Source organism: Lentzea flaviverrucosa (assembly GCF_003350445.1).
GTDB lineage: Bacteria > Actinomycetota > Actinomycetes > Mycobacteriales > Pseudonocardiaceae > Lentzea > Lentzea californiensis.
This window is the reverse complement of the sequence record NZ_QQAU01000006.1, coordinates 514,385-529,631: the sequence shown is the minus strand read 5'-3', so window position 1 is coordinate 529,631 and position 15,247 is coordinate 514,385. Positions and strand designations below refer to the sequence as shown.

Here is a 15,247-nt window from a genome sequence, read left to right as displayed (position 1 = left end):
CGCTGCTCCAGGTTCGCCTTGATCCGCGCCAGGCCCCAGTTGAACGCGCGCCGCTGACCACCGCAATGCGACCGCAACGCCTGCTCCTGGCCGGGTTGGGGTCCAGGGCGTACCGGTACGCCTGGATCACGCACGACACCCGATCACCCTACCGAACACCTGTTCCCATCAACGCGAAGGGTCATCCCACTCACAGACGAACACGTTCGATCACACATGATCACAAACCACCGAACAGTTCAGAACCCCCTCGAACAGCGTGGTCAGCACGAATGTCGCCGTCAGTGACAGGCGAACACCCATGGTCACAACGGTACGCAGGTGTTCATCCGGCCGAACGAACTTCGTCTTCCAGGAACGTCACTGGCAGGATGTGGATCCGTGCTCCGACGCTGGCTGAAGGCCAACGCCCTCCTCGCCCCGACCGGCCTCTGGCTGGGGTTCTTCCTGATCGCACCCCTCGTCGTGGTCGTCCAGTTCAGCTTCGCGACGCGGCACACTGGTGTCGCCCGCGCCGTGCTGCCGTGGACGGTCCAGGCCTACCGGACCGCGCTGGACCCGGCGTTCCTGCCGATCTTCGGGCGGACCCTGCTGTACGCCGGCGCCACCACCGTCGCGTGCCTGCTGCTCGGGTTTCCGGTGGCGTGGTTCATCGCGCGGTACGGCGGGCGCTACCGGACGGCGCTGCTCGCGGCGGTGCTGATCCCGTTCTGGTCGAGCTACCTGGCGCGGATCTACGCGTGGAAGGCGCTGCTGGACGGCGAAGGGCTCGTGAACACCGCGCTCGGGTGGGTCGGGCTGGGCCGGGACGGCGGGTTCCTGCTGACCCACGGCGCGGTCGTGCTCGGCCTGACGTACGGCTTCCTGCCGTTCATGGTGCTGCCGCTGTACGTGGCGTGCGAGCGGTTCGACGTGCGGTTGGTGGAGGCGTCGTACGACCTCGGGCACGGGCGCGTGTCGACGTTCTTCCGCGTGGTGCTGCCAGGGGTCATGAGCGGCGTGCTGGCCGGGTCGTTGCTGGTGCTGGTGCCCGCGGCCGGTGACTTCGTGACGCCGAAGCTGCTCGGCGGGGTGGACCAGTCGACGTTCGGGTCGGTGATCGACGACCAGTTCCGCGGCGGCAACAACTGGCCGCTGGGTTCGGCGATGGCGGTGCTGCTGCTCGTGCTGGTGGTGTTCGTGCTCGTGCTGCGCGGGCGGCGTGGGGAGGACGTGCTGTGAACCGTCGTCCGTGGGCGCTCGGCGCCGTGGTGGCCTTGGTCTTCCTGTTCCTGTACGCACCGATCGCGTGGCTCGCCATCGCGTCGTTCAACTCGTCTCGGTCGTTGTCGCGGATCAGCGGGTTTTCGCTGCGGTGGTACGCGGAGTTGCTCAACGACTCGCGCGTCTTCGCGTCGTTGCAGCTGACCCTGCAGCTGGCGCTGGCGTCGGCGGCGATCTCGACGGTGATCGGGACGCTGGCGGCGTTCGGGCTGCGGCGCGCGTTTCCCGGTCGCGGGTTGTGGACGGTGCTGCTGTCGCTGCCGTTGGTGGTGCCCGAGGTCGTCATGGGTGTGGCGATGCTGGGGTTCTTCGTGAGGCTCGCCGGTGTGCCTCTGGGGTTCGGGGCGCTGTTGTTCGCGCACGTGGCGTTCTCGCTGAGCTTCGTGGTGGTCGTGGTGCGCTCACGGGTGTCCGGAATGGACGTTCGGCTGGAGGAGGCCGCGGCCGACCTCGGGGCGTCGCCGTTCGTGGCCTTCCGGACGGTGACGCTGCCGCTGGTGGCGCCCGCGGTGGTGGCCGGTGCGGCGTTCGCGTTCCTGCTGTCGTTCGACGACGTGGTGATCTCGTCCTACCTGACCGGCGTCGGGTCGACGACGTTGCCGGTGTTCGTCTACGCGCAGGCGTCGAAGCGCGGGATCTCGCCGGAGGTCGTGGCGCTGTCGACGTTGATGGTCACGGCGACGGCGCTCTTGTTGATCATCGGCGTGGTGATCGCGGCGTGGCGGGCGAGGAAGGCGGGATCAGCCGCGAAGCTGGCCGTGTAGTCAACTTTCGTCGCGGGAATTCGATACTCCAGCGTGCCGCGCGGACATGGGACGTCTCGTAGGTTGAAAACGTGACTACTGCTGTGCTGACCAGGGCCGAGGCGTTCCGCGCCGACACCCTGGCCCGGCTCCGGGCGCTGACCGCGGTGCGGCTCGCCGGCGACCTGCTCGTCATGGTCGGCGTGCTCCTGCTGGACCTGTGGCCGGGGCCGTGGGCGGAGACGAAGGCGTCGGGCTGGACGCTCGTCGCCTACTTCGCCGTCTACGTGGTGATGCTGCCGCTGCGGCACCTGCTGCCGGCGACGGTCATGATCGCGGGTGCGGCGATCCCTTTCTTCGGCCCCGCCATGATGGTCGTGCTGAGCTACACGGCGGGCCGCCGGATCGAGTCGTGGGTCAAGGCCGTCGTGTCGACCGCGATCACGTTCGTCGTCGTGGTGCTGCTGTGGGACTGGGACCAGCGGCCGCTCGACATCGAACCCGTCTACGGCATGCTGATCCTGGTCACGATCTTCGGCGTGGGCGTGGCGCTGCCGTTCCTCGTCGGCCGGTACCTGGCGCAACGCGAGGCGCTGGTGCAGGCCATGCAGGACCGCGAGGCGCGCATGCGCGTCGAGCACAAGATGCTGTCGCGGCAGGTCCGCCTCCGCGAACGCAGCCGCATCGCCCAGGACATGCACGACAGCCTCGGTCACCGGCTCTCGCTGATCTCCGTGCACGCCGGCGCGCTGGCGCTGGACCCGTTGCTGGGGGACAAGCAGCGCGAGGCCATCGGGGTGCTGCGCTCGGCGGCACTGACCGGCATGGGGGAGTTGCGGGCGATCATCGGCGTGTTGAGAGCCGAGGACGGTCCCGACGACGACCCCGCGACACGGACCGCGGAGTCCATCGACTCGTTGGTGAGCGACGCGCGCAAGGCCGGTGTTCTGGTCAGTCTGGTGCGCGGCGGGCAAGCACACCCGTTGCCGTCCCGTGTCTCTCACGCGGCCTATCGCGTGGCCCAGGAGGGCTTGACCAACGCCGCGAAGCACGCACCGGGCGCCGCCGTGCAGGTGACGGTGAAGTACGAGCCGGACGCGCTGGTCGTGGAGGTGCGCAACAACCCGTCGCGCAACGGGTCGCCGGTCCAGGCGCCGGGCGTGGGCCTGATCGGGCTCACCGAACGCGTCCGCGTTGCCGGCGGCATCCTGCACGTCGGCGCGTTGCCCTCCGGAGGCTTCCGCATCGCCGCGGTGCTGCCGTACGAGGAGACTCCGCTCCCCGACGAGCCCGAGGACGAGCAGGACGAGACCGAGTCCCCGCGCGGCATCCGCAAGTGGGCGGGCGTCGGCTCGATCGCGGGGGCGTCGGTGGTGCTGACGGTCATCATCGGCGGCTTCACCTACCTCGGCGCGCAGCCCGTCACCGAGGTCGTGTCGCAGGAGAACCTCGACCGGATCGAGGTGGGCCAGCCGGAGGCCGACGTGCTCGCGCTGCTCCCGGCCGGTGACGAACCCCTGGTCGCCGACGGCGAACGCAAGTCCCAGGCCAGCCCCGAACCACCAGGCGCACGCTGCGTCTACCACATCACCGACGAGCAGTCGTACCTCGCGAAGGGCACCAGGGTGGTGCGTTTCTGCTTCCGAGACGGCAAGCTGGTCGAGAAGAAGATCCACGTTCAGAGGACAGGTCAATGATCCGGGTGCTCATCGCCGACGACGAGCCGCTGATGCGCGCCGGCATCAAGGCCATTCTCGGCACCGCCGACGACATCGAGCTCGTGGCGGAGGCCGGCGACGGCCGCGAGGCCGTGCAGATCGTGCGCGAACGCCGGGTGGACGTGGCCGTGCTCGACATCCGCATGCCGCGCATGGACGGTCTGGCGTGCGCGAAGGAACTGCGGGTCGTGGCGCCTTCGGTGCGGGTCGTCATGCTGACGACGTTCGGCGAGGACGACAACATCGTGCGCGCGCTGTCCGACGGCGCGGCCGGGTTCCTGCTGAAGGACTCGGCGCCGGAGGAGCTCCTCAGGGCTGTGCGTGCGGTGCACAACGGCGAGGCCTATTTGTCGCCGATGGTCACGTCGCGCGTGGTCGGCATGGTGGCGACGTCCGGCCAGCCGAAGCGGCAGGAGGCCCAGAAGGCCGTCGAGGGGCTGACCGACCGCGAGGTCGAGGTGCTGGCGCTGCTCGGGCAGGGCATGTCGAACGCCGACGTCGGCGCGAAGCTGCACATGTCCGAGGCGACGGTGAAGACCTACGTGTCGCGGTTGCTGGCCAAGCTCGGCCTGACGAACCGCGTCCAGGCGGCACTGCTGGCGCGGGACGCGGGCATCGCGACCTGACTTCCGGGGAAGGCAAAGGCCCCGCGTCTCCTGTTGAGGAGACGCGGGGCCTTTGCGTGCCGTGCGGTGAACCCGACGGGTGCCACCCGAACGGCCTCAAACGACTGTGGCGGCTACGCGTGCGTGCGTCGACCCGTCACCAGGCGGTAGATGCCCAGCAGGATCAGCGATCCGACGATGGCCAGCAGCCACGTCTTGATGTCGAAGAACGTACCGAGGTCGGTCGCGAAGAGCGCCGATCCGATGAAGCCGCCCAGAATCGCACCCACGATGCCGATCAGCATCGTGATGATGAAACCACCAGGGTCTTTGCCAGGCATGATTGCCTTGGCGATGGCGCCTGCCAGCAGACCGAGCACGATCCATCCGAGGATGCCCACGGAGAGTCTCCTTCCAACGACTTGACGCCGATGGAATGCCCCCGAACTGGCGACTTCACACCTCCAAAACCACTCCGTTATCAAAGTAGCGGGCTGTGCCGAGGCTCTCAGGCACTCTCCGGAACAATGAGGGGCGATGAGTACTCCACGCACTGTCCTGGTCCTGGGCTCGACCGGCTCGGTCGGCACCCAGGCGCTCGACGTCATCCGGCGCAACCGCGACCGCTTCCAGGTCGTCGGTCTCGGCGCGGGTGGACGTCAGCTCGACCTGCTGAAAGAGCAGGCAGCGGAGTTCGACGTGAAGGTGGTCGCCGTCGCCAACGGCGCCGAGGTCCCCGGCGTCCGGACGCTGACCAGCATGGCCGACCTGATCGAGGCGGCCCCGGCGGACGTCGTCCTCAACGGCATGGACGGGTCCAGGGGGCTGGAGCCGTCGCTCAAGGCGCTCGAGACGGGGGCCACGCTCGCCCTCGCGAACAAGGAGTCGCTCATCGCGGGCGGGCCGCTCGTGCTGAAGGCGGCGAAGCCCGGCCAGATCGTGCCGGTCGACTCCGAGCACTCGGCGCTCGCGCAGTGCCTCCGGGGCGGCACCGCGGACGAGGTGCACAAGCTGGTGCTCACGGCGTCCGGCGGGCCGTTCCGCGGCAAGACGCGGAAGGACCTCGAGGCCGTCACCGTGGCGCAGGCGATGGCGCACCCGACCTGGTCGATGGGCCAGGTCGTCACGATCAACTCGGCGAACCTGGTCAACAAGGGCCTGGAGCTGATCGAGGCGCACCTGCTGTTCGGGGTCCCCTACGACCGCGTCGACGTCGTGGTGCACCCTCAGTCCATCATCCACTCCATGGTCACCTTCACGGACGGCTCGACGCTCGCGCAGGCGTCGCCTCCGGACATGCGGCTGCCGATCTCGCTGGGGTTGTCCTGGCCCGAGCGCGTCGCGGGGGCGGCCCCCGCCTGTACCTTTGACACCGCCACCTCGTGGACGTTCGAACCCCTGGACAGCGTCACGTTCCCGGCGGTCGAGCTCGCGCGGCAGGCAGGCACCGCTGGCGGTTGCCTACCTGCGATCTACAACGCCGCGAACGAGGAGGCACTCGCCTCCTTCGTCGCCGGCCACACGTCGTTCCTGTCGATCGTGGACACCATCGGCCAGGTTCTCGGCGAGGCGAACGACTGGCAGAAGGACCCCGCGGACGTCGCGGAGGTCCTGGCCGCCGAGGACTGGGCACGCGCACGTGCCCGCGAGCTGGTTGGAAGGAACTGAGCTTTCCGTGAACACATTCATCAACATCCTCGGGGTGCTGCTGTTCGCGTTCGGCATCGCGGTCTCCATCGCGTTGCACGAGTTCGGGCACCTGCTGACGGCGAAGTTCTACGGCATGAAGGTCACCCGCTACTTCATCGGTTTCGGCCCGAAGCTCTTCTCGTTCCGCAAGGGCGAGACCGAGTACGGCCTGAAGGCGATCCCGGCAGGCGGCTTCTGCGAGATCACCGGCATGACGGCGCTGGACGAGGTGCACCCGGACGACCGCAAGCGCGCCTTCTACAACCAGAAGGTGTGGAAGCGCGTCGTCGTGCTGTCCGCCGGCTCGATCACGCACTTCATCCTCGGGTTCTTCATCCTGCTGATCCTCGCGATGACGCTGGGCCTGCCGAACAACAAGGACCAGCCGGTCCTCGCCGAGATCACGCCGTGCGTGCAGAACCACACCGTCGGTCTCACCGCGCCGTGCCAGCCCGGCGCCCCGGCCCCGGCCAAGGACGCGGGCCTGCAGCCCGGCGACGAGGTCACCGCCATCGCCGGCAAGCCGATCTCGACCTGGTCCGAGATGCTCACGGTCACCCGCGAACTGAGCGGGCCGACCGAGTTCAAGGTCCTGCGCGACGGCAAAGAGGTCGCGCTCACGGTGAACGTGCCGAAGGTCACCCGCGAGGTGGTGGACGGCAAGGGCGGCCGCGAGGTCAAGGAGGTCGGCGCCATCGGCGTCACCTGGCAGCAGAACTTCGAGTACAGCCCGCTCGCCGCGGTCCCGGCCTCCATCGCGTTCACCGGCGACATGTTCGTGAACACCTGGAAGGGCCTCATGCGCTTCCCGGAGCGCATCCCGGCCGTGGTCAAGGCCATCGGTGGCGGAGAGCGAGACCTCGACACGCCCATCTCGGTGGTGGGCGCGTCACGACTGGGTGGTGACGCCGCCGAACGCGGTTTGTGGGCGTTCTTCATCCTTATGCTGGCGGGCCTGAACTTCTTCGTCGGTGTGTTCAACCTCCTGCCCCTGCTGCCGCTTGACGGTGGTCACATCGCCGTCAACCTCTACGAACGGGTGCGAGACTGGGTGAGGAAGCTGCGCGGGAAGCCCGCCGGCGCCCCGGTCAACTACATGCGCCTGTTGCCGCTCACCTACGTGGTCATCTTCATCGGCGGCGCCATCACGCTGCTGACCGTGACCGCCGACATCGTCAACCCGATCAGGTTGCAATAAGTGATCCACGGAAAGGTGCACAACCCATGAGTGACGGCGTGATGCTCGGAATGCCGGCACTGCCGCCGCCGGTGCTGTCGGAGCGACGCAAGACCAGGCAGCTGATGGTCGGCAACGTCGGTGTCGGCAGCGAGTTCCCCGTCTCCGTCCAGTCGATGACGACGACGCTCACGTCGGACGTCAACGCGACGTTGCAGCAGATCGCGGAGCTCACCGCGTCCGGCTGCGACATCGTCCGGGTCGCCTGCCCCTCGCAGGACGACGCGGACGCGCTGCCGGCGATCGCCCGCAAGTCCCAGATCCCCGTGATCGCCGACATCCACTTCCAGCCGAAGTACGTCTTCGCCGCCATCGAGGCTGGTTGTGCCGCGGTCCGGGTCAACCCGGGCAACATCCGCAAGTTCGACGACCAGGTGAAGGAGATCGCGGCCGCCGCCAAGGACCACGGCACCCCGATCCGGATCGGCGTCAACGCCGGTTCGCTCGACCCGCGCCTGCTCAAGAAGTACGGCAAGGCCACGCCCGAGGCGCTGGCCGAGTCGGCGATGTGGGAGGCGTCCCTCTTCGCGGAGCACGACTTCCACGACATCAAGATCTCCGTCAAGCACAACGACCCCGTCGTCATGGTGCGCGCGTACGAACTGCTGGCCGAGCAGTGCGACTACCCGCTGCACCTGGGCGTCACGGAGGCCGGCCCCGCCTTCCAAGGCACCATCAAGTCGGCCGTGGCGTTCGGCGCGCTGCTGCGCCAGGGCATCGGCGACACCATCCGGGTGTCGTTGTCCGCCCCGCCGGTCGAGGAGATCAAGGTCGGCCACCAGATCCTCCAGTCGCTCAACCTGCGCCCGCGCAAGCTGGAGATCGTCTCCTGCCCGTCGTGCGGCCGCGCCCAGGTCGACGTGTACACGCTCGCAGAGCAGGTCACGGCCGGTCTGGAGGGCATGGAGGTGCCGCTGCGCGTCGCCGTCATGGGCTGCGTCGTGAACGGCCCCGGCGAGGCCCGCGAGGCCGACCTGGGTGTCGCCTCCGGCAACGGCAAGGGCCAGATCTTCGTGAAGGGCAAGGTCATCAAGACCGTGCCCGAGCACGCGATCGTGGAGACCCTCATCGAGGAGGCCATGCGCCTCGCCGAGGAGATGGAACCGGTCGAAGGCGGCACCCCGGCCGTCACCGTCGGCTGACGCCGTTTGAACTGCACGCGGGGCGCTTTTCGTACTGCATGTCGGTACGGAAAGGGCCCCGCGTGCAGTTGAGCGGGTGCGTACCGTCACGGTCGGTGCGCACTGTTGGCTGATGCCACACACGCGGTCCATCTGGCACGCTAGGTGACGTGCTGAGGCTTGCCGGAGCTCGCGTTCTCGACGAGCGCGACCTGATCGACGTGCGCGGGGTCTTCGACGACGACCCCGTGGCGGCGTGCATGGTCGCGGCACGGGTGGAAGTGGCGGGCCTCGACCCGTGGCGCCTGGGCGGCGAGATGTGGGGCTCCGACTCCAAGCCGATCAGGGGCAGGGTGGAAGGTCTTTGCTTCTCCGGGCCGAACCTGATCCCGCTCAAGGGCGGCGCGACGGCCATGCGCATGTTCGCCGACCGCGCCCGGCGCCGGGGCCGCATGTGCTCGAGCCTCGTCGGTCCGGCCGAGCAGGTCCTGACCCTCTGGGAGGAGCTGCAGCCCGACTGGGGCCCGGCCAGGGAGGTCCGCGGGGACCAGCCGCTGATGGCCATCTCGACGGCCCCGAAGATCACCCCGGACCCGCACGTCCGGCAGGTCCGCCCGAGTGAGCTGAACCGCTACCTCCCCGCCGCCATCTCGATGTTCATCGAGGAGGTGGGCATCGACCCGTGCGCCGAGGACGGCGGCGCGGGCTACCGGGCGCGGGTGTCCGAGCTGATCGCCGCAGGCAGGGCCTTCGCCCGGTTCGAACACGGCGAGGTCGTCTTCAAGGCCGAGATCGGCGCCATGTCCAGCAAGGTCGGCCAGATCCAGGGCGTCTGGGTGCGCCCGGACCGCCGCGGCGAGGGCATCGGCACGGCGGGCACGGCGGCGGTGGCCGACCGGCTGACCAGGGTTCTCAACAGGACCGCGAGCCTCTACGTCAACGGCTACAACCACGTGGCGCAGGCCGCCTACCGGCGAATTGGATTCGAACAAGTCGGGCAATACGCCACTGTCCTCTTCTGAACGGGCATACTCGCGCGGGTGCGCCTTCTCGCGACGATCACGGTGTTGCTGGTGACGGTGAGCGGCTGTGGGCTGTTCGAATCCGAACCAGGGCCACCGGAGATCACCAACGACTTCCTGGCCAAGCTCGCGTCCGGTGACGTGCAGGGTGCCGCCGGGATGACGGACAACCCGAACGACGCCAAGGACACCCTCGAGAAGTTCCGCGGAGCGCTCAAGCCGGAAGGCCTGAGCAGCAAGGTCGACCAGATCCGCAAGAACGGCGAGCTGGCGTCCGAAGCGTCCGTCACGCTCGACTGGAACCTCGGCAAGAACCGCCACTGGACCTACCCGACCAAGTTCGACGTGCGTCAGGACGGCGGCACGTGGAAGGTGCACTGGGCGTCGTCGGTGGCGCACCCGAAGCTCGCACCGCAGCAGACGGTCAAGCTCGCCGAGCTCACACCGGACCCGGCGCCGGTGCTCGACCGCGACGGCACGCCGTTGCTCGCCCCCGAACGCGTCGTCTCGGTGCTGCTCGTCGGCAAGGAGGCCGGCGACGTCGCGGCCGTCACGAAGTCCCTCGCGGACGCGCTGAACCCGCTCGACAAGGCCATCACCCAGCAGACGATCACCGACGGCGTCGGCAAGACCCCGGAGGGTCAGGCCTACCAGGTGGCGGCGCTGCGGGACGCCGACTACCAGTCGGTGAAGCCGAAGATCTACGACCTGCCCGGCGTGCGGTTCAGCTCGCAGACGTCGTTGCTGGCGCCGAGCCGCAACTTCGCCACCCAGGTGCTGCCCGCGGTGCGCAAGCTCGTCGAGAACGACATCGCCGGCAACGCGGGGTTCCGCGTCAGCACGGTCGACGCGCAGGGCACGGAGGTCGAGGAACTGCACTCGAAGGCCCCCGAGCCCGCCAAGGCCGTGAACATCGCGCTGTCGCGGGTGGTCCAGGCCGCCGCCGAGGACGCCGTGGAGCCGCTCACGCAGCCCACGATCCTGGTGGCCATCCAGCCGTCCACCGGCGACATCCTGGCCGTCGCGCAGAACGACCCGGCCGACGCCCAGGGCGCGCTCGCGCTGACCGGCCGCTTCCCGCCGGGCTCCACGATGAAGGCGGTCTCTGCGCTGGCCGCGATCCAGTCCGGCAAGGTCACCGCCGACACCCCGGTGCCGTGCCCCGGCAAGACCACCATCGACGGCCGGCGGATCGTGCCGAACTCGAACGAGTTCGACAAGGGCACGATCCCGCTGCACTCCGCGTTCGCGTTCTCCTGCAACACCTCGTTCGCGCAGCTCGCCGTCGACATGCCGCCGGACCTGCTGCCGAGCGCCGCGCTGTCGCTGGGCCTCGGCGTCGACTTCGACATCGCGGGCCTGACCACGATCACCGGGTCCGTGCCGCCCGCGACCGACGTCGTGGAACGGGCGGAGGACGCGTTCGGCCAGGGCAAGGTGCTCGCCTCGCCGTTCGGCATGGCGCTCGTCTCGGCGTCGATCGTGAAGGGCTCGGTGCCGGTGCCCCAGCTGGTGCGGGGCAAGGAGACCAAAGCGGACAAACAGCCCACCGCGCCGCCCGTGGCCGCGCTGGACCCGGTGCGCGCCATGATGCGCGAGGTCGTCGAGTCGGGCACTGCACCGCAACTCAAGCCGTACGGAGACGTGCGGGGCAAGACTGGCACGGCGCAGTTCGGTGACGGCGTGCACTCACACGGGTGGTTCATGGGCTACCGGGGCGATCTCGCGTTCGCGACCCTGGTGCTCAGCGGTGAAACTTCGACACCGGCCGTGGAGGTGGCGGCGAGTTTCCTCAAGGCGGTGCCGTGATGAGCAAGACCAAGGACCTGACCACCCGTGAACGCCTGATCCGGGCCGGCATCCTGCTGCCGGTGCCCAGGCTGCCCGAGCCGAGGGCGGAGGACCAGGTTCAGGGCGTGCGGCGCGCACAAGGCTAATCTGGAGTGCATGTCTGTTCGTGCCCCGCTGCAACCCGGTGTGCAATCTCCGCGACGTCAGGTGCCTTCGCGCATCGTGCGTCCCGAGTACGTCGACAAGCCCGCGCCGACGCGCGGCACCGACCCGTGGGTGCAGACGCCGGAGATCATCGAAGCCATGCGGATCGCCGGGCGCCTCGCCGCCCAGGCGCTGCAGGAGGCCGGCAAGGTCGTCGTGCCGGGCGTGACGACGGACGAGATCGACGCCGTGGCGCACGAGTTCCTGTGCGACAACGGCGCGTACCCGTCGACACTGGGCTACCGCGGCTTCCCGAAGTCGTGCTGCACCTCGCTCAACGAGGTCATCTGCCACGGCATCCCGGACACCACCGTGGTCGAGGACGGCGACATCGTGAACATCGACGTCACCGCGTTCATCGGTGGCGTGCACGGCGACACGAACGCCACCTTCCTCGCGGGCGACGTCTCCGAGGAGGCCAAGCTCCTCGTCGAGCGCACGCACGAGGCCACGATGCGCGCCATCAAGGCCGTGAAGCCCGGCCGCGAGCTCAACGTCGTCGGCCGCGTCATCGAGGCGTACGCGAACCGGTTCGGCTACGGCGTCGTGCGCGACTTCACCGGCCACGGCATCGGCCGCACGTTCCACAGCGGCCTCGTGGTCCTGCACTACGACGAGCCGTCGGTGAAGACGGTGCTGGAACCCGGCATGACGTTCACGATCGAGCCGATGATCACGCTCGGGAACTACGAGGGCGAGATGTGGGACGACGGCTGGACCGTCACCACGAAGGACAAGAGCTGGACCGCTCAGTTCGAGCACACGATCGTCGTGACCGACACCGGCTCGGAGATCCTCACAGTGTGCTGATCACTGCCTTCAGCGCGGCCGCGACAGCCGACGGCGACGTCGCGGCCGCCAGGTGGTGCGACTCCAGGCGCTCCACGGGCCAGCCGAGCTCCGTGGCGCGAGCCGCCGCGTCGTCGTAGACCGGCGACAGCTGCACGTACCCACATGCCCCGGACCACTCGACGCTCGGGCGCTGCTCCTTCAGGAACTCCCACGGCACCTCGGGTGCCTCGTCGCGCATCTCCTCGCGCAGACCGGCGGGCACGAGCTTCAGCGGGTCCGAGTCGAACCAGCGGTCCCAGCGCGGCAGCTTGCCGTCCCGCACCGACGCCTTGACCTTGTTCACGAGGGCCGGGTCGACGGTCTCGCGCCACGACCTGCCCGGGGTCGGCAGGTCCGAGTCGAGGAACACCAGGCCCGCCACGTCCATTTCGAGGGCGTCGGCGAAGCACGGCAGCAACGGGCCGGCGCCGCTGTGGCCCACCAGCACCAGCGTGCCGCCGACGCCCGCGTCCTCCAGGGCGTCGGCGAAGGCGCCGATCAGCCGCTGGTGCACGGGCGCCTCGTTGATCCTCATCTGCAGGTCGACCAGCAGCACTGCCATCCCGTCGGAGGCCAGTTCGTCGGCGAGCGGGCGCATGCTCGACGGGCCGAGGAACGGGCTGTGCATGAGCACGACGGTGAGCATGGGGGTGATGATGGCAGCATTGGCGTCCATGCGGGGCGCGATGTTGATCTGTGGGACGACCTCGGACGCGGGCAAGAGCGTCCTGGTGGCCGGTCTGTGCCGCTTTCTGGCACGCCAGGGCGTCGACGTCGTGCCGTTCAAGGCGCAGAACATGTCGAACAACTCGTTCGTCACACTCGACGGCGGGGAGATCGGGCGCGCCCAGGCGGTACAGGCGCGCGCGGCGTTCAAGGAGCCCAGCGTCCGGTTCAACCCGGTGCTGCTCAAGCCCGGCAGCGACCGCACGTCCCAGGTCGTCGTGCTCGGCCAGGCGGTCGGCGAGGTCTCGGCGCTGAGCTACCGCGAACGCAAGCAGCAGCTGCTCGGCACCGTGTTGTCCACTTTGGACGGGCTCAGGCGCGACCACGAGGTCGTGATCTGCGAGGGTGCGGGCTCACCGGCCGAGATCAACCTGCGCGCCAACGACATCGCGAACATGGGCCTGGCCGTCCACGCGAACCTGCCGGTGCTCGTCGTCGGTGACATCGACCGCGGTGGCGTGTTCGCGCACCTCTTCGGCACGGTCGCGGTGCTGGACGCCGCGGACCAGGCGTTGATCTCCGGCTTCGTCGTCAACAAGTTCCGCGGTGACGCGAGGCTGCTCGAACCGGGCCTGCACCAGCTCAGGGCGTTGACCGGCCGGCCGGTGCTCGGGGTGCTGCCGTGGCGCGAGGAACTCTGGCTCGATGCCGAGGACTCGTTGTCCTACAACGCGGACGGCGTGATCGGCAGGCCGCAGCCGCCCGTCAGGGACTGGCTGCGGGTGGCCGTGATCCGGTTGCCGCGCATCTCGAACGCCACCGACGTCGAGGCGCTGGCCTGCGAACCCGGTGTCTCGGTGCGGTTCGTGACGGAGCCGTCCCGGCTGGCCGACGCGGACCTGGTCGTGCTGCCCGGTTCGAAGGCCACCGTCTCCGACCTCGCCTGGTTGCGGGAAACCGGTCTGGCGCAGGCGATCGGGCGCTTCGACGGCCCGGTGCTCGGCATCTGCGGCGGGTTCCAGATGCTGTCCAAGCGGATCGAGGACGACGTGGAGTCGGGGCGTGGAACGGTCGACGGCCTCGGCCTGCTCGACGTCGACATCCGCTTCCAGCCGCGCAAGACGCTGGCCACGCCGTCGGGCACCGCGTGGGACGAGCCCGTCACCGGCTACGAGATCCACCACGGCCAGGTCGTCCGCAGCGGGGAGACCCCGCTCATCGGTGACGAAGGGGCCCAGACCGAGCGCGTGCTCGGCACCCACTGGCACGGCCTGCTGGAGAACGACGCGTTCCGCCGCAGGTTCCTGCTCTGGGCGGCCGAACGCGCGGGCCGCGACTTCGCACCGGGCGAGGTGAGCTTCCAGGCCGCCCGCGAAGCCCAGTTGGACCTGCTGGGCGACCTGGTCGCCGACCACCTCGACACCAAGGCCGTCATCGACCTGCTGGAACGAGGGGCTCCGGCAGGACTTCCGTTCGTGCCGCCCGGCGCCCCAGCAGCTGTGGAATAGCCAGCCCGACCAGCACCAGGCCACCGGCGACGGACTGCAGCCCGGTCAGGTCCTCGCCGAGGAACGCCCACGCCGAGAACATCCCGAACACCGGCACCAGCAACGAGAACGGCGCCACGACGGACGACTCGTACTGGCGCAGCAGGAATCCCCAGATGCCGAACCCGAGCAAGGTCGAGATCCACGCGACGTACCCGACGGCGGCCGCCCCGCTCCAGTCCAGGCGGCCGAGCGCGCTCATGTCCTCGGTCAGTGCCGACAGCGCGAACAACGGCAGCACCGCGACGGCGCTCACCCACACCATGAACCGCAACGTGTCCGCCGGCCGTGCGTACCGCATCAGCACGTTCGACACGCCCCAGCAGACCGCCGCCGCGACGATCAGCGCGAACCCGAGCAGCGGCGACGAGAGGCCGTAGTCCCACGCGATCACCCCGATCCCCGCGAGGGCCAGGGCGATGCCGGTGACCTGCACGGGCTTCGGCCGTTCGCGCAGCACGACCGCCGCGAACACCGCCGTGAAGATGACCTGGCTCTGCAGCACCAGGCTCGACAGCCCCGCCGGCATGCCCGCCTTCAGTCCGATGAAGAGGAAGCTGAACTTCGCGACGCCCAGCACCAGCCCGACCGAGATGACCCAGCGCCAGGCCACCGACGGCCGGCCGATGAAGAAGATCGCGGGCACCGCTGCCGCGAGGAACCGCAGCGCGGAGAACAGGATCGGCGGGAACTCGTCCAGGCCGACCTTGAGCACGACGAAGTTGAAGCCCCAGATTGCGGCAACCAGCACAGCGAGCAGGACGTGACGGGGACTCATGCCCTCAAGCCTGAGCTACGACAACTATTTAG

General features: G+C 69.1%; 16 protein-coding genes. 12 read left to right on the top strand and 4 right to left on the bottom strand.

Features of this window, described 5'->3' with window-relative positions:
- Window positions 1-134: helix-turn-helix domain-containing protein (locus tag DFR72_RS47940; RefSeq protein WP_211335488.1), on the bottom strand; the 134-nt coding region annotated here is incomplete at its 3' end.
- Between the two features lie 247 nt (window positions 135-381).
- On the opposite strand from DFR72_RS47940, the gene DFR72_RS22280 reads away from it, so the two are divergent.
- The 4 genes from DFR72_RS22280 (at window position 382) to DFR72_RS22265 (ending at window position 4,350) form a co-directional block, all read left to right on the top strand.
- Window positions 382-1,221, top strand: coding sequence for an ABC transporter permease (locus DFR72_RS22280; RefSeq protein ID WP_245983308.1), 840 nt, complete (start codon window positions 382-384; stop codon window positions 1,219-1,221).
- On the top strand, window positions 1,218-2,027 hold the full coding sequence (locus DFR72_RS22275; RefSeq protein ID WP_090074183.1) for an ABC transporter permease: 810 nt from the start codon (window positions 1,218-1,220) through the stop codon (window positions 2,025-2,027). Before DFR72_RS22280 ends, DFR72_RS22275 begins: the two co-directional genes overlap by 4 nt.
- Before the next feature lie 71 nt (window positions 2,028-2,098).
- On the top strand, window positions 2,099-3,703 hold the full coding sequence (locus DFR72_RS22270; protein WP_143087018.1) for a sensor histidine kinase: 1,605 nt from the start codon (window positions 2,099-2,101) through the stop codon (window positions 3,701-3,703).
- Window positions 3,700-4,350 carry a response regulator gene (locus DFR72_RS22265; protein ID WP_089917510.1) on the top strand — a complete coding sequence of 217 codons (651 nt, stop codon included), beginning with the start codon at window positions 3,700-3,702 and terminating at the stop codon, window positions 4,348-4,350. Before DFR72_RS22270 ends, DFR72_RS22265 begins: the two co-directional genes overlap by 4 nt.
- A 113-nt stretch (window positions 4,351-4,463) precedes the next feature.
- On the opposite strand, the gene DFR72_RS22260 is transcribed toward DFR72_RS22265, so the two are convergent.
- Window positions 4,464-4,730, bottom strand: coding sequence for a GlsB/YeaQ/YmgE family stress response membrane protein (locus tag DFR72_RS22260; RefSeq protein ID WP_090074187.1), 267 nt, complete (start codon window positions 4,728-4,730; stop codon window positions 4,464-4,466).
- A 136-nt stretch (window positions 4,731-4,866) separates the two neighbouring features.
- Here DFR72_RS22260 and dxr point away from each other — a divergent pair, with 136 nt between their 5' ends.
- From dxr to map, 7 genes are all read left to right on the top strand, one after another.
- Window positions 4,867-5,997, top strand: a complete 1,131-nt coding sequence (gene dxr, locus DFR72_RS22255) for a 1-deoxy-D-xylulose-5-phosphate reductoisomerase (protein WP_090074189.1) — start codon at window positions 4,867-4,869, stop codon at window positions 5,995-5,997.
- Window positions 5,998-6,004: 7 nt separating this feature from the next.
- Window positions 6,005-7,216 (top strand): M50 family metallopeptidase, encoded by a 1,212-nt coding sequence (locus DFR72_RS22250; protein WP_245983303.1) that lies wholly within the window; start codon window positions 6,005-6,007, stop codon window positions 7,214-7,216.
- 50 nt (window positions 7,217-7,266) lie between these two features.
- Window positions 7,267-8,397, top strand: coding sequence for a flavodoxin-dependent (E)-4-hydroxy-3-methylbut-2-enyl-diphosphate synthase (gene ispG, locus DFR72_RS22245; RefSeq protein WP_036016096.1), 1,131 nt, complete (start codon window positions 7,267-7,269; stop codon window positions 8,395-8,397).
- A gap of 149 nt (window positions 8,398-8,546) precedes the next feature.
- Window positions 8,547-9,398: a GNAT family N-acetyltransferase gene (locus DFR72_RS22240; protein WP_090074191.1), complete on the top strand. Its 852-nt coding sequence runs from the start codon at window positions 8,547-8,549 to the stop codon at window positions 9,396-9,398.
- 18 nt (window positions 9,399-9,416) lie between these two features.
- Window positions 9,417-11,207, top strand: coding sequence for a penicillin-binding transpeptidase domain-containing protein (locus DFR72_RS22235; RefSeq protein WP_245983300.1), 1,791 nt, complete (start codon window positions 9,417-9,419; stop codon window positions 11,205-11,207).
- On the top strand, window positions 11,207-11,335 hold the full coding sequence (locus DFR72_RS47555; protein ID WP_256241091.1) for a hypothetical protein: 129 nt from the start codon (window positions 11,207-11,209) through the stop codon (window positions 11,333-11,335). The genes DFR72_RS22235 and DFR72_RS47555 overlap by 1 nt, the downstream gene beginning before the upstream one ends.
- Window positions 11,336-11,345: 10 nt before the next feature.
- Window positions 11,346-12,203: a type I methionyl aminopeptidase gene (map, locus tag DFR72_RS22230; RefSeq protein ID WP_090074195.1), complete on the top strand. Its 858-nt coding sequence runs from the start codon at window positions 11,346-11,348 to the stop codon at window positions 12,201-12,203.
- Here map and DFR72_RS22225 read toward each other — a convergent pair.
- On the bottom strand, window positions 12,190-12,870 hold the full coding sequence (locus DFR72_RS22225; RefSeq protein WP_090074308.1) for an alpha/beta fold hydrolase: 681 nt from the start codon (window positions 12,868-12,870) through the stop codon (window positions 12,190-12,192). The two genes, map and DFR72_RS22225, sit on opposite strands and share 14 nt — an antisense overlap.
- A gap of 28 nt (window positions 12,871-12,898) precedes the next feature.
- Between DFR72_RS22225 and DFR72_RS22220 the strand changes: the two genes are divergently transcribed.
- Window positions 12,899-14,398 (top strand): cobyric acid synthase, encoded by a 1,500-nt coding sequence (locus DFR72_RS22220; RefSeq protein ID WP_090074198.1) that lies wholly within the window; start codon window positions 12,899-12,901, stop codon window positions 14,396-14,398.
- On the opposite strand, the gene DFR72_RS22215 is transcribed toward DFR72_RS22220, so the two are convergent.
- The gene (locus DFR72_RS22215) at window positions 14,322-15,215 is read right to left on the bottom strand and encodes an EamA family transporter (RefSeq protein WP_090074200.1); all 894 of its coding nucleotides are present in this window, start codon (window positions 15,213-15,215) and stop codon (window positions 14,322-14,324) included. The genes DFR72_RS22220 and DFR72_RS22215 overlap by 77 nt on opposite strands.
- Window positions 15,216-15,247 lie beyond the last annotated feature (32 nt).